Source organism: Marinomonas sp. 63XJN7_7_ISO-PGPR-S23-202 (genome assembly GCF_056173505.1).
In genome coordinates this window covers 4429431-4448208 of sequence record NZ_CM149677.1, presented here as the reverse complement: position 1 = coordinate 4448208, position 18778 = coordinate 4429431, and the positions used below count along the sequence as shown (strand labels likewise).

At 44.8% G+C, this 18778-nt stretch carries 16 protein-coding genes; 10 read left to right on the top strand and 6 right to left on the bottom strand.

Translation table 11 applies throughout. The features are described 5' to 3' along the window. Window positions 1–24 precede the first annotated feature (24 nt). Together dnaK and dnaJ are read left to right on the top strand one after the other, a co-directional pair. A complete protein-coding gene (dnaK, locus tag AC0VYG_RS20460) occupies window positions 25–1953 on the top strand; it encodes a molecular chaperone DnaK (RefSeq protein ID WP_475429734.1) in 1929 nt (642 codons plus the stop codon). 223 nt (window positions 1954–2176) lie between these two features. Next, window positions 2177–3307, top strand: coding sequence for a molecular chaperone DnaJ (gene dnaJ / locus AC0VYG_RS20455; protein ID WP_475429733.1), 1131 nt, complete (start codon window positions 2177–2179; stop codon window positions 3305–3307). A gap of 131 nt (window positions 3308–3438) precedes the next feature. On the opposite strand, the gene AC0VYG_RS20450 is transcribed toward dnaJ, so the two are convergent. After that, on the bottom strand, window positions 3439–4050 hold the full coding sequence (locus AC0VYG_RS20450; protein ID WP_475429732.1) for a uridine kinase family protein: 612 nt from the start codon (window positions 4048–4050) through the stop codon (window positions 3439–3441). A 387-nt stretch (window positions 4051–4437) separates the two neighbouring features. Between AC0VYG_RS20450 and AC0VYG_RS20445 the strand changes: the two genes are divergently transcribed. The 6 genes from AC0VYG_RS20445 to AC0VYG_RS20420 all read left to right on the top strand — a co-directional run bounded on the left by AC0VYG_RS20445 (window position 4438) and on the right by AC0VYG_RS20420 (window position 10415). After that, on the top strand, window positions 4438–5010 hold the full coding sequence (locus AC0VYG_RS20445; protein ID WP_475429731.1) for a uridine kinase: 573 nt from the start codon (window positions 4438–4440) through the stop codon (window positions 5008–5010). 49 nt (window positions 5011–5059) lie between these two features. Further along, window positions 5060–5389, top strand: coding sequence for a DUF3392 family protein (locus tag AC0VYG_RS20440; protein ID WP_475429730.1), 330 nt, complete (start codon window positions 5060–5062; stop codon window positions 5387–5389). Between the two features lie 260 nt (window positions 5390–5649). After that, window positions 5650–7023: a glyceraldehyde-3-phosphate dehydrogenase gene (locus AC0VYG_RS20435; RefSeq protein WP_475429729.1), complete on the top strand. Its 1374-nt coding sequence runs from the start codon at window positions 5650–5652 to the stop codon at window positions 7021–7023. Between the two features lie 156 nt (window positions 7024–7179). Next, complete coding sequence (locus tag AC0VYG_RS20430) at window positions 7180–8049, top strand: DUF2167 domain-containing protein (RefSeq protein WP_475429728.1); 870 nt, start codon at window positions 7180–7182, stop codon at window positions 8047–8049. A 165-nt stretch (window positions 8050–8214) separates the two neighbouring features. Continuing rightward, a complete protein-coding gene (locus AC0VYG_RS20425; protein WP_475429727.1) occupies window positions 8215–8922 on the top strand; it encodes a site-2 protease family protein in 708 nt (235 codons plus the stop codon). A 536-nt stretch (window positions 8923–9458) separates the two neighbouring features. Continuing rightward, window positions 9459–10415, top strand: a complete 957-nt coding sequence (locus tag AC0VYG_RS20420) for a LysR substrate-binding domain-containing protein (RefSeq protein ID WP_475429726.1) — start codon at window positions 9459–9461, stop codon at window positions 10413–10415. Window positions 10416–10528: 113 nt separating this feature from the next. Here AC0VYG_RS20420 and glpD read toward each other — a convergent pair whose 3' ends face one another. Then, window positions 10529–12028, bottom strand: a complete 1500-nt coding sequence (glpD, locus tag AC0VYG_RS20415; RefSeq protein WP_475429725.1) for a glycerol-3-phosphate dehydrogenase — start codon at window positions 12026–12028, stop codon at window positions 10529–10531. A gap of 276 nt (window positions 12029–12304) precedes the next feature. Next, entirely contained in the window at window positions 12305–13078 is a 774-nt protein-coding gene (locus AC0VYG_RS20410; RefSeq protein WP_475429724.1) for a DeoR/GlpR family transcriptional regulator, read from the bottom strand. A gap of 312 nt (window positions 13079–13390) precedes the next feature. On the opposite strand from AC0VYG_RS20410, the gene AC0VYG_RS20405 reads away from it, so the two are divergent. Continuing rightward, window positions 13391–13690 carry a hypothetical protein gene (locus tag AC0VYG_RS20405; RefSeq protein ID WP_475429723.1) on the top strand — a complete coding sequence of 100 codons (300 nt, stop codon included), beginning with the start codon at window positions 13391–13393 and terminating at the stop codon, window positions 13688–13690. A gap of 85 nt (window positions 13691–13775) precedes the next feature. Here AC0VYG_RS20405 and AC0VYG_RS20400 read toward each other — a convergent pair whose 3' ends face one another. The 3 genes from AC0VYG_RS20400 to AC0VYG_RS20390 all read right to left on the bottom strand — a co-directional run bounded on the left by AC0VYG_RS20400 (window position 13776) and on the right by AC0VYG_RS20390 (window position 16481). After that, entirely contained in the window at window positions 13776–14291 is a 516-nt protein-coding gene (locus AC0VYG_RS20400) for a DUF501 domain-containing protein (protein WP_475429722.1), read from the bottom strand. Between the two features lie 39 nt (window positions 14292–14330). Beyond that, complete coding sequence (locus AC0VYG_RS20395; protein ID WP_475429721.1) at window positions 14331–14744, bottom strand: energy transducer TonB; 414 nt, start codon at window positions 14742–14744, stop codon at window positions 14331–14333. A 315-nt stretch (window positions 14745–15059) separates the two neighbouring features. Further along, entirely contained in the window at window positions 15060–16481 is a 1422-nt protein-coding gene (locus tag AC0VYG_RS20390; protein ID WP_475429720.1) for an aminotransferase-like domain-containing protein, read from the bottom strand. 244 nt (window positions 16482–16725) lie between these two features. Between AC0VYG_RS20390 and AC0VYG_RS20385 the strand changes: the two genes are divergently transcribed. Further along, window positions 16726–18699: a methyl-accepting chemotaxis protein gene (locus AC0VYG_RS20385; protein ID WP_475429718.1), complete on the top strand. Its 1974-nt coding sequence runs from the start codon at window positions 16726–16728 to the stop codon at window positions 18697–18699. Window positions 18700–18778 lie beyond the last annotated feature (79 nt).

The following is an 18778-nucleotide window of genomic DNA, read 5'->3' as shown; positions in this document are numbered from 1 at the left end:
ACGAATTTATTGGAGATACAAACCATGGGTAAAATCATAGGTATTGACTTAGGTACTACGAACTCTTGTGTTGCCGTATTGGATGGCGACAAATCTCGCGTTATTGAAAATGCTGAAGGCGATCGCACCACCCCTTCCATCGTTGCCTTTACTGAAGACGGCGAAATCTTGGTAGGTCAATCTGCGAAACGCCAAGCCGTTACGAACCCTGCGAATACTTTGTTTGCGGTTAAGCGTCTGATCGGTCGTCGCTTTGACGATAAAGTTGTGCAAAAAGACATCTCTATGGTGCCTTACAAAATCATCAGCGCTGACAATGGCGACGCTTGGGTTGAAGTAAAAGGCGATAAGAAAGCGCCACCACAAATTTCTGCTGAAGTTCTTAAGAAAATGAAGAAAACAGCGGAAGACTACTTGGGCGAGAAAGTCACTGAAGCGGTTATCACCGTACCTGCTTACTTTAACGACTCTCAGCGTCAAGCAACAAAAGACGCTGGTAAAATTGCGGGTCTTGAAGTAAAACGTATTATCAACGAACCAACTGCTGCAGCATTGGCCTACGGCCTAGATAAAAGTTCTGGCGACTCTACTATCGCGGTTTATGACCTTGGTGGTGGTACATTCGATATTTCCATCATCGAAATCGCGGATGTAGATGGTGAGAAACAATTCGAAGTATTGTCTACCAACGGTGATACGTTCCTAGGTGGTGAAGACTTCGATATGCGCGTCATCGAGTTCTTAGCGGCTGAGTTTAAGAAAGACACTGGTATCGATCTACACAACGATCCACTTGCGCTACAACGTTTGAAAGAAGCTGGTGAAAAAGCGAAAGTTGAGTTGTCTTCTTCTTCTCAAACAGAAGTGAACTTACCGTACATCACAGCGGATGCCTCTGGTCCTAAACACTTGAACGTGAAATTGACTCGCTCTAAATTGGAGTCTTTGGTTGAAGAGCTTGTGATGAACTCTCTTGAGCCTTGCCGTCAAGCGCTTAAAGACGCTGACCTTTCTGCTTCTGACATCGACGAAGTCATCTTGGTAGGTGGTCAAACTCGTATGCCTTTGGTACAAGCGAAAGTGTCTGAGTTCTTTGGAAAAGAGCCACGTAAAGACGTCAACCCTGACGAAGCCGTTGCCATTGGTGCTTCTATCCAAGGTGCGGTATTGGCTGGTGATGTAAAAGACGTATTGCTTCTCGACGTAACACCTCTGTCTCTTGGTATCGAGACAATGGGCGGTGTGATGACACCGCTGATCGAGAAAAATACGACGATCCCAACGAAGAAATCACAAACCTTCTCGACAGCTGAAGATAACCAGAGTGCGGTAACGATCCATGCATTGCAAGGTGAGCGTAAGCAAGCGGCTCAAAACAAATCTCTAGGTCGTTTTGACTTGGCAGACATTCCACCTGCGCCACGCGGTGTGCCTCAAATCGAAGTTAGCTTCGATATCGATGCCAACGGTATTTTGAGTGTCTCTGCGAAAGATAAAGCGACAGGTAAAGAGCAGTCTATCGTCATCAAAGCCTCTTCTGGTTTGAGCGATGAAGAAGTGGAAAAAATGGTTCAGGATGCGGAAGCAAACGCGGAAGAAGATCGCAAGTTCGAAGAGCTTGTACAAGTTCGCAACACCGCTGATGGCATGATCCACGCGACTCGTAAAACTTTAGCGGATGCTGGCGATAAAGCGACGGCAGAAGAAAAAGAAGCGATTGAAAAAGCAATTACCGAACTGGAAGAAGCACTGACTTCTAACGACAAAGAGAAGATCGAAGAGAAAACCAACGCGTTGACTCAAGCATCTGGTACTTTGGCTCAGAAGATGTATGCAGAAGCTGAAGGTGCTCAAGCTGGTGCTCAGCCAGGCGCTGAAGAAGCCGCTTCTGGCAAAACTCAGGACGATGCCGTTGATGCAGAGTTCGAAGAAGTAAAAGAAGAGAAAAAATAAGCCGTAACGCTTGTTTTTGTTGCCTTACTTCTTAAGGTACATGTAGCGGAACACGGTTTTAGGGCCGTGTTTTGCTATTTGTAGCCCTCTATCTAAAGTACTGGTAAGTGATAGAGAATATTTACCATTCAGATTTTTTGCATTCAGGCTTTGATGAGATGACTCATGAGGCTTGAATCAAGACTTTTATTACTCAGACTATTTGTATTCAGGAATGCCAGCGATGAGCAAAAGAGACTATTACGACGTTCTTGGGGTAGCCAGAGGCGCGGATAAGAAAGACATCAAAAAAGCTTATCGCTCCCTTGCGAATAAGTATCACCCTGATAAAAATCCAGACAATCCAGAAGCACTGGATAAATTTAAAGAAGTAGCTGAAGCGTACGAAGTGTTATCTTCCGATGAAAAGCGCGAAGCGTATGATCGCTTTGGTCACGACGGTGTTAACGGTCAGGCTGGTGGCTTCGGTGGTGCTGGTGCGGCAGGTGGTTTCAGCGATATCTTTGGTGATGTGTTTGGCGATATCTTTGGCGGTGGTGGAGGCGGTGGTCAAAGCCGTACACGCCGTGGTTCTGATTTACGTTACACCTTAGAGCTAGAGCTTGAGCAAGCGGTTTGGGGGTGTGAAGAAAAAATCCGTATCCCAACGCTTGTTAACTGTAAAACCTGTGATGGTTCTGGTGCGAAGAAAGGGTCTAAACCAAAAACCTGTGGTACCTGTGGTGGCGCAGGTCAAGTTCGTATGTCACAAGGCTTTTTCTCTGTTCAGCAAACGTGTCCTGAGTGTCACGGTGCCGGTCAGGTGATTAGTGATCCGTGCCCTGACTGTCATGGTCAAGGCCGTGTTCAAGAGTACAAAACGCTTAATGTTAAGATTCCTGCAGGCGTTGATACGGGTGACCGTATTCGTTTGTCAGGCGAAGGGGAAGCGGGAGCCAATGGCGGACCTGCAGGGGATTTATTTGTTCAAGTATCGGTAAAACCTCACAGCATTTTTGAGCGTGATGGTGCGAACTTGTATTGTGAAGTGCCTATTAGCTTTACCACTGCGGCGCTGGGCGGTGAAATCGATGTGCCGACATTAGATGGTCGTGTGCGCTTAAAAGTCACTGCTGAGTGTCAAAGTGGTAAGTTGTTCCGCCTACGTAATAAAGGTGTGAAGCCTGTTCGTGGTGGCCCTGTGGGAGATTTGATTTGTAAAGTGGCGGTAGAAACGCCCGTGAATCTAACGTCTCGCCAGAAAGAGCTGTTGACCGAATTAGCCGAAAGCATGGGAGAAGGAACGGATCATTCTCCTAAACAGAAAAGTTGGTTTGATGGTGTGAAGCGTTTCTTTGATGATATAAAAAAGTAATCTCTGATACACATAAGTCGCTGTAAATATGCAGCGGCCAATGTGCATTATCGCATCGTAACAATGTGCGAAAGAACGATTAAAAAAGGCATCATTTTAGGTGCCTTTTTTATTTGGCTTGTCAGCGTGTTCTAATTGGCGCCTTTTTTATTAAGCAGGGAGTCAATGTAGCTGCTAAGAAGATTGGCAGCGTTGGTGAAGCTCTTATTATTTGGAATGATAAAATCCGCTTTCTCGCGAATATCCAAGGTTTTGAGAGAGGCTTGGCGTACGTGGCGCATGTAGCGACTGGTGACTTCATTGACATTGCGAGCGCGCTCGGCGATATCCCGTTTTAGGCGGCGTACAATGGCAATGTCCATATCGGTGTCGACAAACAGTAGATAGTCCACTGCATCGCGAATAGCGGCGTCTTGGAACATCATGTGTCCTTCTACGAGCACGACGTCTGTTGGTGCCAAGTTGCGATAGCCAACGCGTTTGTGTTGTGAGTGATCGTATACTGGAATTTCATTAGGTTGCTGCTTGTTTTTGCAGTTATGAATGGCGAGAACAATGCTTTCTAAATCTAAAGAACTTAAATCATCAAAGTTGTAGACGTCTGGGTCAATGCTGCCGCAGCCATTGTAAAAGCTGTCCTGGCAAAGGACGGTAATGCGATCTTCTTTGCCTTCGGCTAAAAGAGAGCATAGTCGGCTTTTGCCACTACCAGAAATGCCTGTTACGCCAATAACAAGTGCCATTGTAATTTACCTCAAAAATGTCTTGTGATAGCCACTAAAACGTTTTTACACTGAACGTCTTAGCGGTGTTTGTTGCGCTTTTTTATTGCGTCTTAAGAAAAGGGATAATAGATGCAATTTTTGCGCATTTTACCAGATGTTCTGTGGTGTTGTCTGCTAGGTTGTTGACACTGAAAAGGATTTGCTCCGTGGCGTTTTTTGGCGATCAAACTTTTGAATGGCTTTGTATGTTTTATGTTATGAAAGCGACATTTTATGTGTGATGGAGACACAAAACCACACAAGGAATGACCCCCTATGAAATAGAATTAAATGTACAATTAAGCATAGTGTTTTTTTGTTTATGGCCGAGTCCATTCATCGGCAGGTTTAGGTAGGTGTGAAGTGATGCGTTTAGGCTGGATTGCTAGGATACTGAGTTGTGTTGCGATGCTTGGTTTAAGTTCGTCGGTTGTGTTTGCCGATGCGGCTTCTGAACTTGAGAAACAGGCAACGCCTCTGAAAGGGGGGGCTGAGCTGTTTGGTCTGAAAGTGAACGATTTAAGTAAACAAGCATTGGAAAAGCAATTATCAAAAATGGGGTTGCAGCCTTATCCTTCCTATAAAAAAGATGTGGTGTCTTATAGTCTTGGGCCAAAAGGTATCCTAGGTATTAAGGAGTTGGATATCACCTTTAATGATTACGATTATATCCGTCACGCCAATCTAGGCGGGGTGGTAAAGAATACTCACGAGCGTCAGAAGCTGGGTGAACTATTAGAAAAAAAATATGGCGAGCCGAATGTCGGTTTTATTAAAAACGGCTATGGGCGTGCAAGGTGGTACTTTAAAGACGGTACTTATATTGAATTGCACAACACGACATTTGATGTGGCGATTAGCTACGTTGATGAAGACCCTAAAGTGCCATCGGAGTCCGGTACTATTGACGTTGAGGCCTTGTCAAAGCAAACTCAGTAAATTATTAAACTGGCCCTTCTAGAAGGCCGCTTTTATCTGAGCTCTTGTCATGTTTCTTTTAGATTTGAATTTGCGTTTAGCGTATTTCCTGCAGCCCTACCTGCATTCTATTTCGGTAGCCCTAGTGGCAACCTGTCTGGTTATTTACGGCGATAAAGTCAATGGCTTTTTAAAAAGAGCGGTCGCCTCTTGGGTCTTTGTTGCTCGGGTGGCGGCGTTTATTTTGATGTGTGCCTTTGGCTATGGTTTGTTGGCCCTATGGAGTCAGCCTCTGGTGTTTTGGCTGATTACGAGAATTGATCTGATTTATCGTCCTGTTGCGTTGTTTGCTTGTTTTTGTTTATTGGGTATTTTGGCGGAGCGAAAACGTCAGTTATAAAAAATAACATGAAATTTTCTCTCTTTTTTGGTTATCAAATTACGGAATTATCCTGTCATTTTCAGTCTTCTCTGCGTGAATGGTCCATGAATGTAGTAAAGTTTCTAAGTGCCTGTTAGTTTCTCGTTATTTCCATTAAAAATAGATCTAAATATCAGATTTTAAAGGCTTTTCGTTGCCTTTTTACAATTTGTTTTTAGGCGGAAGCGACGGTAGACTGCTCCCAATTCGACTCAATAGTGTCTTCTGGGGAGCCTGATATGACAAACACTTGGTTACAATCTCTTGCGCTGGTGGAATCCATGATTCCGCTTTTGGGTAAACTTGGCCGCGAACACTCCGTTAAGGTTCAGTTGGCGGGTCAGACATTAATGTCCGATTCTGTGACAGGTCTGATGGGCATTTTTGACAAACACCCAGAGTTGGATTTGACGCAAGTGTATCAAGTGCTAGAACAAGCCTTGGCAAGTCCTTCTAAACAGTGTGTATTAGCATTGGAAGCCTTGCTGGCTGAAGCCGATGTTAACTCTATTTTGTCAGCACCGTCTTCAGAAGGAGAAACGACTCCTGTTGTACTGTACGGCTTTGGTCGCATTGGCCGCTTGTTGGCTCGCCGTATGTGTGCCTTAGGTCATACCACTCCTGGTATGTACTTGGCGGCCATTGTGGTTCGTAAGGCCTGTGATAACGACCTTGCCAAACGTGCCAGCTTGCTTAAATACGATTCGGTCCATGGGACGTACGATGGTTTGGTTAAAGTAGATGAAGCGAACCAGAGTTTGATCATCAATGGGCAAGAAGTGAAAGTGATTTACGCGTCTGACCCAGCTCAAGTGGATTATGCCTCCCATGGTATTGAGCGAGCTTTATTGGTCGATAATACTGGCCGTTGGCGAGATCGCGATGGCTTAAATGTCCATTTACAGCGCCCAGGCATTGAGCGTGTTGTGTTGACCGCCCCTGGCAAAGAAATGAAGAACATCGTGTTTGGTGTCAATGATGGGGAGTTAACTCAAGCGGATAGTATCGTATCGGCAGCGTCTTGTACGACTAACGCGATTACCCCGATTCTCTCAGTGCTAGAGAAAAAATTTGGCATTGAATCTGGCCATGTAGAAACGGTACATGCTTATACCAACGATCAAAACCTGATTGATAATATCCATAAAGGGGATCGCCGTGGTCGTGCCGCAGGCATGAATATGGTGATGACCGAAACGGGTGCAGCAAAAGCCGTGTCTAAAGCGATTCCCTCGTTGGAAGGCAAATTAAGCGGCAGCGCCATTCGTGTACCGGTTATTAATGTGTCGATTGCTGTTTTAAGTTTGACCTTGAAAGACGCGACGTCGGTTGAGGTGATCAATCAACTCTTACAGAATGCGTCTAACTCAGCAGAGTTAAGCGGCCAAATTGGTTTCAGTGCCGAAGCGGATGCCGTGAGTTCTGACTTTATTGGTTCAGAACAGGCAGGTATTTTGGATTCTTTGTCGACGAAAGTGCGCGGTAACCAAGCGACTCTATATGTTTGGTACGATAACGAATATGGCTACAGCTGTCAGGTGGTGCGCTTGATGGAAAAGTTAGCACAGGCTCAGTTGATAACTGAGCAAGTCCGCGAAGAGCAAGCGGCATAAGAATGGAATGACCGGATACACAGCAATGTGTATTGTGTGCGGTGGCCTTCGGGTCGCCGTTTTTTTTGTCTTGTTGGTATGAAAAGAGCTAACGACTCGTTGGTAAAACTTGTATTATCTGCTTTTTATTAACTTGATAAAGGGACGATTTCAAGAATGAAAAGCCTCATTGCTTTATGCTTAGCTTGTTTTTCTTTCTATTCTTTTGCTGCTGATTCAGACAATAACAGCATGACAGCCGAGCAGTTTTTGCAGCAGCTCCATCCCCAGTCCGGCCATATCACACTTGCGAACGGTGTCGCTGAGTTAAACCTAACTGATAAATTTGAATACCTTTCGCCTAAGAGCGCTGAACGTCTATTAGTCGATGGCTGGGGAAATCCGCCAGGCAATAAAACCTTGGGCATGTTGATTCCTACCGATACTAACCCTCTTAGTAGTGATGGCTGGGGTGTGGTGATCACTTATCAAAAGGATGGTCATGTCAAAGACTCTGACGCCAATGAGATCGACTATAGCAAACTTCTGCAAAAAATGAAGAAAGAAACTCAGTCAGAGAGTGAAGAGCGGGTGAAACAGGGTTATAGTTCCATTGAGCTGGTTGGTTGGGCACAACCTCCCCGCTATGATCAATCAACGCATAAGTTTTATTGGGCGGAAGACTTTAAGACAGGTGCGTCTCGTGAAGATTCGCTCAATTACAAAATTCGTGTTTTGGGTCGTGAAGGAGTGTTGGTGTTGAATGTGATTGGTGGTATGAGCCAGCTTCATGACATCGAAAAAGAAACCCCAGCCTTACTCGCGGTAACGAATTTTACGAAAGGCAATCGTTATGCGGACTTTAACAGTAAGACAGATCATGTGGCGGAATATGGACTAGCAGCGTTGGTTGCTGGTGGCGTGGCGGCGAAAATGGGGCTGTTTGCAAAACTGTTAGCGTTACTTATCGCCTTTAAAAAAGTCATTATTCTTGGTGTGGTCGCATTTGGTGGGGCGATTATTAAGTTATTTCGCCGTAAAAAATAGATTGAGGCTTTTGCACGACTACTGCGCTTGCCAATATTTTGTTAAAAACAGACTCAAAATGCCCATTTATAGGTATAAACTCCGCTTTTTCGTCTGTTTTTGCCGCGCCTTGGCGGCGCTCGTGCCCTCGTGCAAAGGTCTCAGAACCTATAAATTGGTGTATCCATGATAAAACTGTTTTTGCTTCTCTTTAGTGCGGCCAAATTTGGCAAGTTCTTAACAATGGGCGGCACCATGTTGTTTTCCATGTTGGCTTATTCATGGATATTTGGTTGGCGCTATGCCGTTGGGTTTGTGCTGCTGATTTTATTTCATGAGTTAGGGCATTATATGGCTGCGCGTCAGCGCGGTCTCAACGTTGGGGTTCCAACCTTTATTCCTTTTGTTGGTGCTTGGATTCAGATGAAAGAGCAGCCAACCAATGTGGAAACGGAAGCCTATATTGCCTTTGCTGGGCCCGTTATTGGTACACTGGCTGCCATGGGGTGTTACTGGTTGGCTCGGGAGAGTGGTAGTCAGCTGATGCTGGCGCTCGCTTACGCAGGCTGTATGATTAATTTGTTTAACCTGATCCCTTTATCCCCTCTAGACGGTGGGCGAATTACTGCCATCATTTCACCTAAAATGTGGCTATTGGGGTTACCGTTATTGGTCGGACTGTTTTTTTATAATCACAGTCCGATGTTGATACTGATTGTTATTCTGGCTTACCCTCAAATTAAGCAGGCCATTTGGCCTAATCCGAATGCAGTTCCCCAAGGGTATTACGAGGCCAGCTTTAATGAACGGACAAATTACGCCGTACTCTATTTGGGATTGGTGGTATTCCTATCGGTAATGACCTATCTATTGCATACCAGCTTGGCAGGATAAATAGACTGATCTCTGTCTATTGATTTTGCCACTTTCTAAAAGTTTTCTTTGTGCTATCCAACCCCGCTTAGCAAGCAAAAAAAAACCGGACATGAAGTCCGGCTTAAACAAAAGTAACTAGCAGTTCCAAACAAAATACCTCTGTGGGGAAGTATTGTGTCTTCTCAAATTCCAACTGTGGGAGTGGTCTTTGAGCTGGTTATCAACATAGTAAGGGCTACGTTGAAAGATCTAGATCAGGTCGCTGTTCAACCTAAGAGATAGCGCTTATTTTAGATTTTTTGCTAGGTCTTTCAAACGATATAAACTGATTAATTGCATTAGAATAACTAATCCAAATACACTTCTATCTGAAAAGTTTGCTATGATCTCTCTATCACTTAAAGTACCGACTTTTTTGTGACACCTTGATTTATTGGGCTTATCAGAAATGAATAAGAGCGTTTTTCACTAAAATGTCATCAGATTTTGTTAAGGAGGTGTTGAGTGTCGACACTGTTTTGCAGTAGTCAAAATGATTCAATTTTGGACAAGCTATGAAGTCAATTCCACTTTATGGATTAGAAACGTTTGCGATTGCCGCGCGTCTCTTGAGTTTTACCAAAGCCGCCCAAGAAATGCATTTGACGCAAGGCGCTGTGAGTCAGCAGATTCGTCAGTTAGAAGAGCGTTTGGGGCTCACCTTGTTTATTCGTTACCATCGTCGTTTAGAGCTGACCGTAGCGGGGGCGCGTCTTGCGGTGCACATCAATCACAGCTTTGCTCAGATCCAAGCCCTAATTTCTGAACTAAAAGAGGAGGAGACATCGAATATTTTGACAGTATCTGTCATGCCTTCTTTTGCAACGAAATGGTTGATTCCTCGCCTTGGCAGTTTGCAGAAACAGTACCCAGATTTACAGTTACGGATTCAGGCGAATGATCGAGAGGTCAATTTTCAACGAGATCGCATTGATGTGGCGATTGTGCACAGTCATATTCACGGTCGCAATAGTTATATCGTACCTTTAATGAGAGATCAGGTGTTTCCCGTGTGCAGTGCCTCATTTGCCCAAGAGCAGGGGTTAGCCGAGCCCAATCAGCTGGCAGCAATGGCATTGCTTAATGATGATTCCGAATGGCGTTTTTCCAGCCCATACGCGGAATGGGAAAAATGGTTGCAATTGGCCAATGCTAGAGGAGTAAAACCATCGAGAGGCATCAGTTTTAATCGTGGGGATTTAGCGGTGCAAGCAGCCATTGCGGGTCAAGGTGTTGCGTTGGGACGAACCCCCTTGGTGATGGATGACATCCAGCAAGGTCGTTTGGTCAAACCCTTTTCTGAGGTATTAGATGAAGGGCATCGTTATTTGTTTGCCTGTCCAGATGCCCAGCGCCATCGAGAACCGGTGCAACAATTACTGGCTTGGCTGGTTAGTGAGTGTTATCGCTATTCGCCAAAAGACTGTTTAACCCTGCCTGATGCCTTGCCGCATTTGAGCCTAGGTTCGTGACCGTATGTTCGTTATAGAAAATAGAAGAGCTAAAAAAACCGATGGAAGACTTGTGTCATTCATCGGTTTTGTTGAGGTTGGTGCTTTCGGAAAGAGAGCAAAAACTCTGGATATTATGCGGCGATAGCCAGTGACTTCTCTATGTATTCTTGAAGTGCTCTGACTTCGTCTTTTGACATTTCTAAGCCAAGTTTTGTACGCCGCCAGAGAATATCTTCGGCGCTATGAGCCCATTCGTGTTTGATCAAATAGTCGACTTCTACCTGATACAACTCGTTGCCAAAACAGTGGCCTAGCTCTGCTTCATTGCTGACCTTATCCAGCATAAGGTGCGTGAGGGTGCCGTAGCTGTTGGCGAAGCGTTGCGCATTGTGTGCGCTAATAAAAGGGTACTGTCTTTGGAGTTGGATGCCAAATGCGTCAAGAGGCATGCCTAAATCGCCGCCTGGCAATGGCTTACTGTGTGTCCAAGGGGCGCCCATATTGTCAAAGTAAGGGGTTAATTTACGCATGGCCGATAGGGCTAATTGGCGATAGGTAGTGATTTTGCCGCCAAAAATACTGAGTAAAGGCGCTTTGCTTTCGTCATCTTCTAGGTGCAGGGTGTAATCACGGGTCACTGCAGAAGGGTTGTCTGATTCGTCCTCTAACAATGGCCGAACACCAGAGTAGCTCCAAACAATGTCATCGGGTGTCAGTTGTTTTTTAAAGTGATCGTTTGCTACGCTGAGAATATAGCTTGTTTCTTCTTCTGAAATCGCCACTTTATCTGGGTCACCTTTGTATTCCACATCCGTTGTACCAATGAGAGTGTAATGTTCACGGTATGGAATAGCAAAAACAATGCGCTTATCGACGTTTTGCATGATAAAAGCGTTGGCTTCTTTGTAAAGACGTGGCACGACAATGTGACTGCCTTTGATCATACGGATGCCATAGGGTGCTTTGCGTTCCATCTTGGTTTCGATGAAGGAAGAGACCCAAGGACCTGCGGCGTTAACCAGTGCCGTGGCGGTGACTTCTGTGATCTGATGGGTGAGCTGGTCTTCAAGCTCAATACGCCATAGACCGCTGTCGCGTTTAGCAGAAATACAGCGGGTTCTAGCAAAAATACTGGCGCCATTTTGTTGTGCGCATAGCGCGTTGATAACAACTAAGCGGGCATCATCCACCCAGCAGTCTGAATATTCAAACCCTTTTGTGATGTCGGCTTTAAGCGGACTATCAGCGTTATATTTCACGCCACGAGAGCCCGCAAGGGCTTCCCGTTTGCCAAGGTTGTCGTATAAAAATAAGCCAATTCGAATCAACCAGGCAGGTCGCAAATGGGGGCGATGGGGCATTTGGAAGCGCAGTGGAGTAACAAGGTGTGGAGCGACTTTGAGCAATACTTCGCGTTCGTTGAGTGCTTCGCGTACAAGACGAAATTCGTAATGTTCTAAATAGCGCAAACCACCATGGATTAATTTGCTGCTTGACGATGACGTCGCATGAGCGAGATCGCCCATTTCACATAAGCCAACTTTAAGTCCGCGTCCTGAGGCATCGGCTGCGATGCCTGTGCCGTTGATGCCACCACCAACAACAAATAAATCATAATGTACTTGAGTCATGGTGCTCCCCGCTTAACCTTGCTCGTTTTTGCATGACACGTTTTTCGTGTCTGTTATTTTTTATGTTCATATGAATGTTTTCAATGTTCGAAAACGAACATTTAAGTTCTCATAATAGACCTCATAGTAACCAATGACAAGGTTTGAATATTAAAATCTGATGAAAAAATACACAAACTCGGTTTGAGTGTGGTCAGGGTGAGGGGCGATGTAAGGGAGTGAGGGCTATAAAGAGACCTTACATCTAACAAAGGTTGGTCGTTTTTTGATCATCTGCTATTCCGGCGTCGCGCAAAGCTCCAAACGCACCTTGTGGGTCTTCATGATGGTGAGTAAGCTTTTGGGCGGTTGTTCATTGGTAAACAGTCTATCGACCTGGGTGAGGTTGCCCAGTCTCACCATGGCGTTACGACCGAATTTATTGGCATCGGCGGCTAAAAAGACCTGACGTGAGTTGGCGATAATGCTTTGGGCAACTCGTACTTCTTGGTAATCATAATCCAATAGGGAACCGTCGTTGACATCAATACCACTGATGCCAATGATGCCGTAATCCACTCTAAATTGATTGATGAAATCCATGGTAGCTTCCCCCATTATTCCACCATCCCGCGAACGTACTCGGCCTCCTGCGATAATGACGGTAAAATCTTCTTTGCCGCTGAGTATGGTGGCAACATTGATGTTGTTTGTGATGATTTGCAGGCCCTGATGTTTCAATAGAGCACGAGCAACGGTTTCCGTTGTGGTGCCAATGTTTATAAAAAGGGAGGCGTTGTTGGGGATTTCTGCTGCAATACGATTCGCGATTTGCTCTTTAGCAGAGTGTTGCAGGATTTGTCGTGTGGCGTAAGCAACGTTCGTCGTACTGGAATCATAACTGGCGCCACCGTGGTGACGACGGATCCGCTCGGATTGAGCTAATATATTAATGTCTCTGCGAATCGTTTGTGGAGTAACGTTAAAATGACTGGCCAATTCATCAATCGTTACATAGCCTTTTTCTTTTGCCAGAGCGACGATTTTATCTTGGCGAGTTTGTTGGGCCATTGACGCTTTCTCCTTATAAAAAGCCATTTGTTTGTTGGGCAAGACATATTGTTGTTGGTCGTTGTCTATAGAGGTTAACAATAGCAAAAAATGCGCGCCAATAAGTGGATTTTGTGTGGTCTTTCATGAATTTATACCAGAATAGGTGTGAATTGATGAGAGAAGTAGGCGTCGTTGAAGACGGTGTTTCGTCATGCTGATGGGATTGGCGGGATCTTTTTTACGATTTGATACAGCCAATCCCTTGTGTCCCTCTCTACTTATGACTAAGTTAAAGATTGATTGGGTTTCTTATGAAAGGATTTTACAACGATGTCAAAACAATTCGCCGAAGTGCAACAAGATGATTTTATGAAATTTGGCGGTGAGCGTCCTAGCTATTTGCAGATAGAAGACTCTCTTATGGAGTTAGGAGGTCATGGTGTGAATGGCAACGCATTTAAAAATGAAATGGTGAAATTAGCTGGTTGGACTGGCGGGGCGTTAACGACCTATGCCCAGCGTCCTGCGGTGGCGATGAATGCGTTTAATCGAATTCGTGCCGTGCTGCCAGAGGTGTCGACGCCGGAAGAGCTTAGGGAGGCATTAGTACAACTGAAAAAAAGTGTCTGAGCATGAGGCAGAAAAAAACCGCCTAAGCGGCTTTTTGGTATGTCTTCGCGGCTGTTTGTTATGGAGATCCTGATAACAAAGGATGTTATTCCATGTCGGCGATTGCTCGAATATTATATTCGTTATCTAGAAGGCGGCCAATCACGTTATTTCCAGCTAAATGGTGAGCGTATTGCATGTGTAAGCAGCGTACTTGGTCCCAATTGGCAATCCCACCAATCCCTAATTTTTCAAACAGAGGTTTGAACCCCTTTTTCTCGATGATGGCTTTGTGTTCTGCACTCATCACCGCCCAGCGACGGGCAATGTAGTCTTGATGAGACTGGTGGTACGCTTCACGTAACACGTCGTCTTCTTTAATGCGTTGTTCTAATTCCTTCACCACACCTTGGCTCTCTATTTTGGCTAGGGCTTTGTCTATGGCTTTGCTTGATAGCCAGTATAGGGTGGGAAACGGCTGGTCAAATACCCAAGTTTCCATTTCGAGTACTTGAGGAATGCCGTTCGGAGAGTAATGGGCGATGGCTTTAATGCCACTAGGTGGTCTGCCAAGTTGATGGGTAATAATGTCGATATCGTGCTGAGAAAGGGTATTTGTCATAGGGTAAATGGATAGCGATAAACAGCGAAAGTGCCTAAATTAGGCAGTGAATGACGGGAAGCTGGCGGCGAATTTTTGGATCCATTCTGCAGCGGCTTCGTTGTAATTAAGTCGTCTACCTTGGGTTTTTGCTTGGCGACGATAATGTTCTATCTGAGACAACTGCTCGACCATGCGCACGCAATAACACTCATCTTTAATGGGAAATTCAATGGCCACACGGTATTCCCCCACTTCGCGATCACACCACACAATGCGGCCCGTCACGCAAAAATTAGGGTCAATTTCTTCTAGGGTGACGCGCACAGACCGCCCACACTCATAATACTGAGAGGCAAGACAGGTTATACCGACAAATCCTAACTTTTCCTCTGTGTTCGTCACAGGAAAGGGTTGATCCTCAATAAGAGTGATCTCTAAAGGTAGGTCATTCGGGTGTGCAACAAATTCCATCGCAACGAGCCAGCTTATTCAGATAATCTTGTTATCGACCAAAGGGTCAGGGAGTTTAAAAATTACGCGAATTGTACGCTTTTTGTTCTCGCTGTACAGACGAATTTTAAGATAGCAAATTCTATATTCATAAACTTAACTTATAAAGAAAGGTTTAGTGTCTTATAAATCTAAAGACTATGTTATATTTCTCCATTTACCTGGTAAAAATAGGTAAATTTATTGTAAATATGTAAAAAGGGTTAACGTTTGCTCGGTACTTACTTAGGGCGAAGTCGCCTGTCACAAGAGGGTATGACAGCACATGCGCTACACCTAGCATCCATTTTGTATTTGTTGGCAGGCCAGTGCTCCCAGCTGTTTCAAGGCGTCCTTAGTTGTGGCGTTCCATGTCAGTGCGTAGTTGATGCGAAAGTGATGTGAGTACTGATTGGTCAGGCTGAATGCCACCCCAGGTAACATACCAATGCCTATACTCAATGCCTGTGTATGCAGAGTCATGGCATTGATGTCGGGGGGGAGCGTTACCCAGAGTAAAAAGCCACCTGTTGGGGTTGAGGTACTGGTTCCCGTTGGAAAGTGTTGTGAGATGATGGCTTGGTAGCGAATCAGGTTGTCATGATAAGCGGCTCGGGTTCTGCGTAAATGTCGATCATAGGCACCATTTTCTAAAAAATTGGCGATGGCTATTTGTGTGAGTGTAGGTACTGCGAGGGATTGAGTATAAGCAAGGTGTTCGATTTGTGCTTGATGTTTCCCTGCCACGACCCAGCCAACTCGAAAGCCTGGTGCAATACTCTTAGAGAAAGAACTGCAGTAAATGACAGAATTCGTTTGGTCATCTGCTTTGAGGGCATGTTCTCGGCGATGATTGTAGTTCAACTCGCCGTATACATCGTCTTCTATCAAGGTGAATTCATGCTTAGCTACCAGTTCTAATAAGCGTTGTCGCGATATGTGATTGAGCGTGGCACCAGTTGGGTTTTGGTTATCGGGTGTCACAATGCAGGCTTTGATCGGCCATTGTTTTAGGGCTTGTTCTAGCACATTGAGGTTGATGCCATGTCGGCTATCACAAGGAATTTCAATGGCTTTCATTTGTAGCACTTCAATGACTTGGAGAACACCATGATAAGTCGGGCTTTCAATGGCAATGGTGTCGCCTGCTTTTGCAATGGCTTGTAGCGATAACATTAAGCCATTCTGACAGCCCATAGTGATGGTTATGTCGTCTGGTTGCAGTTGGCATCCTGTATCAAGCATGCGAATGGCAATTTGACGACGTAATCTCAATGATCCTGGTGTAAATGCGTAGGCGGCACAAATTTCGGGCTCTAAGCGCATCAGGCGTCCAACGGAACGTTGCAATTGTCGAATGGGCAAAAATGGGGATTGCGGTATGGCCGCTGCAAACTGAACCATATCGGCCCCTTGTGAGGCGTGTAATAAGTGGTGTAGCAAGGCATGTATGCTGCCATCGTTCTCTATGGGCTTAAGTATGTCGCTGGGTTGTTTAGGGGGAATATGGTCTTGTACAAAATAGCCTTTTTGTGGACGAGCTTTAATGATCCCTCTGTCTTCTAACAGGCTATAGGCTTGCAGGACGGTGGCGACACTGATATTGAGTTGTTTACTTAATTTGCGAACCGACGGAATTTTTTCCCCTGGTAAGAAAATGCCATTATGGATCTGTTTCTCCACTTGATTGGCAATTTTCTCGTATAAAGGGTGTTCCATAATATTTTTGTCATATTCAATCGCGATTAATAGGACAATTTAGCAGATTGCAAGATCGAATGAAATTCGATTGTTACTCACTGCCTTCGTCTGGCGTTATTTGCTTGTATGAGGCGTTTTTTTACTTCTTTATCACATAAGATTACATAGTGTAAAATGCCGTTGACAAAACATAACTAATGAGTCAGTTTTATCTCACTTCCTTGAGAAATGACGCATCCATATAAATGCTTAGAGGTCAATTATGTCGTTATCTGTTATTCAAAGGATCTTGGTAGGCTTTGGTGGATTGCTAGTCCTACTATTAATTGTTGCCACGGCGGGTTTTATAGGGTTGGAAAAGGTTGAGAATGGGCTAGAAAAAGCAACAGGCAATACGGCTAATATTAATAAAATAAGCAATCAAATAAACCAAAATCTCGCTAAAGCGGATACCACGGTTTTGCAATATTTGCTGAGTCGTTCACCTAAGACATTAAAGCAACTAAAAACGTCGTTTGAAGACAGTAAGAAAAAAATTCAAACGCTATTTAACAACACTTCTGAACAAGTACAAGGCTATCCCAAGTTAGCCAAACTATTAAAACAATCAAAAGTGGAAGTAACTGCCTTTTATCAGTTCACTGATATGGCGTTTAAAAATCACGAACGTATGTTGAAATTGCAGGCGAAAATTCCGGATGGCAAATTTGATTTAAAAGATGACCTTTCCTATTTGATTGATAACCTGAATACAATAAAAAAGAATCACCCGAATGAACAAAAAGGGTTTGCCGCCTCTTATTTGGTCGATCAGTTTGAAAGTCTAAAGGCGACTATGAGTGATTATTTTGATTCAACCAATCTAAAGGACATGCTTGGACTGAAACAAACGATGGCGAAAAACTTTTCTAGCATGGGGCAGAACCTTACTTATTTGGATGACAGTGATAGTAGCGATTCCGTTAAGCAAGTGAAGCAAGAGGTGCTGGGCGACAACAGTGTTGTGGAGAATTATTATAACTTCATCCGTTTGGATCAACAGTCTGAAAGTATTGCCAGTAAGCTGGTGGACAAGATGGATGCGATCAGTAGTTTATCGAAACAAACGGTTGAAATGACGGAACAGCTCCGTGAAGAAGCGAAAAACTCGGCTAAGCAGGCGGCTTACTACTCTAAAGTGTTTATGGCCATCGTTGTGTTAGTGTCGGTGTTGATAGCGGTTCTGATCACTCTATGGGTCAGCCGTAGTATTCGTAAGCCGTTGGCAAGTGTTATGTTGGTACTAGGGAAAATCACCGATGGAGACTTTACGCAACGCTGTCAGGTAGCGAGTAAGGATGAGTTTGGGGAGTTATCTCGTTGGGTTAACCAATTGGTAACGAAGCTTCAAAGTGTGATGCAAGATGTTAATAAGGCGTCAAACGATGTGGCAGACTCGGCAGAGAGAAATGTTCGCCTTGCAGGCGAAACGAAGACACTGATGAATACACAGAGTGATCGCTCCTCCAGCATAGCCACAGCGATGACAGAAATGCTGGCGACGGTTCAGGATGTCGCAAAAAATGCCGAAATTACCCTAAACCAAGTGCAAGAAGTGGATACACTGGCGGTCGAAAGTCGCAGCAAAATGAGCTCAAATATTCATGAAGTTGAGCAGCTGGTGGCGCAATTGGAGTCGTCCGAAAGTGTGGTTAATGAGTTGGATGAGCACTCAAAAAACATTGGAAAGATTTTAGAGGTGATTCAAGACATTGCTGAGCAAACCAACTTATTAGCACTGAATGCTGCTATTGAGGCCGCGCGAGCGGGAGAGCAAGGTCGAGGTTTTGCTGTTGTGGCAGATGAGGTGCGCTCTTTGGCGAATCGCACACACGCCTCAACGGAGGAGATCCAAAGCGTTATTAATTTGCTGCAAGGTGGGGTATCGAAAACGGTGGCCGCCATGCAAGAAAGCAAGGATAAGGCCTATTCCAGCGTAAAAGAGACGCGAACAGTTGGTGAAGCATTGGATACCTTGCAAACACGGATGGTAGAAGTGCGAGATTTGAGTACGCAAATTGCGACGGCCGCAGAGCAGCAATCATTAGTCGCACAAGACATTAATAAGAGCGTGCATGAAATCTCAGCAATGTCTGATGAGGCGACGAAGAGTGCGGACTTAAGTGAGAAAGACAGTGAGCAATTGTTTGATTTATCGTCTAACACCAAGCAGTTGTTGGCTCAGTTTAAAGTGTAGCCGTAATTCGACTTCGCGGCTGGTTTTTGTCATTTGCCAAACAGTGGAAAGATTTTGCTGATATGGTGTAATACGTTTT

What these genes read in the sequence shown, in the direction of transcription:
- dnaK (WP_475429734.1), top strand. Translation starts at nt 25, where the DNA reads ATGGGTAAAATCATAGGTATTGACTTAGGTACTACGAACTCTTGTGTT.
- dnaJ (WP_475429733.1), top strand. Translation starts at nt 2,177, where the DNA reads ATGAGCAAAAGAGACTATTACGACGTTCTTGGGGTAGCCAGAGGCGCG.
- AC0VYG_RS20450 (WP_475429732.1), bottom strand. Translation starts at nt 4,050, where the DNA reads ATGGCACTTGTTATTGGCGTAACAGGCATTTCTGGTAGTGGCAAAAGC.
- AC0VYG_RS20445 (WP_475429731.1), top strand. Translation starts at nt 4,438, where the DNA reads ATGCGTTTAGGCTGGATTGCTAGGATACTGAGTTGTGTTGCGATGCTT.
- AC0VYG_RS20440 (WP_475429730.1), top strand. Translation starts at nt 5,060, where the DNA reads ATGTTTCTTTTAGATTTGAATTTGCGTTTAGCGTATTTCCTGCAGCCC.
- AC0VYG_RS20435 (WP_475429729.1), top strand. Translation starts at nt 5,650, where the DNA reads ATGACAAACACTTGGTTACAATCTCTTGCGCTGGTGGAATCCATGATT.
- AC0VYG_RS20430 (WP_475429728.1), top strand. Translation starts at nt 7,180, where the DNA reads ATGAAAAGCCTCATTGCTTTATGCTTAGCTTGTTTTTCTTTCTATTCT.
- AC0VYG_RS20425 (WP_475429727.1), top strand. Translation starts at nt 8,215, where the DNA reads ATGATAAAACTGTTTTTGCTTCTCTTTAGTGCGGCCAAATTTGGCAAG.
- AC0VYG_RS20420 (WP_475429726.1), top strand. Translation starts at nt 9,459, where the DNA reads ATGAAGTCAATTCCACTTTATGGATTAGAAACGTTTGCGATTGCCGCG.
- glpD (WP_475429725.1), bottom strand. Translation starts at nt 12,028, where the DNA reads ATGACTCAAGTACATTATGATTTATTTGTTGTTGGTGGTGGCATCAAC.
- AC0VYG_RS20410 (WP_475429724.1), bottom strand. Translation starts at nt 13,078, where the DNA reads ATGGCCCAACAAACTCGCCAAGATAAAATCGTCGCTCTGGCAAAAGAA.
- AC0VYG_RS20405 (WP_475429723.1), top strand. Translation starts at nt 13,391, where the DNA reads ATGTCAAAACAATTCGCCGAAGTGCAACAAGATGATTTTATGAAATTT.
- AC0VYG_RS20400 (WP_475429722.1), bottom strand. Translation starts at nt 14,291, where the DNA reads ATGACAAATACCCTTTCTCAGCACGATATCGACATTATTACCCATCAA.
- AC0VYG_RS20395 (WP_475429721.1), bottom strand. Translation starts at nt 14,744, where the DNA reads ATGGAATTTGTTGCACACCCGAATGACCTACCTTTAGAGATCACTCTT.
- AC0VYG_RS20390 (WP_475429720.1), bottom strand. Translation starts at nt 16,481, where the DNA reads ATGGAACACCCTTTATACGAGAAAATTGCCAATCAAGTGGAGAAACAG.
- AC0VYG_RS20385 (WP_475429718.1), top strand. Translation starts at nt 16,726, where the DNA reads ATGTCGTTATCTGTTATTCAAAGGATCTTGGTAGGCTTTGGTGGATTG.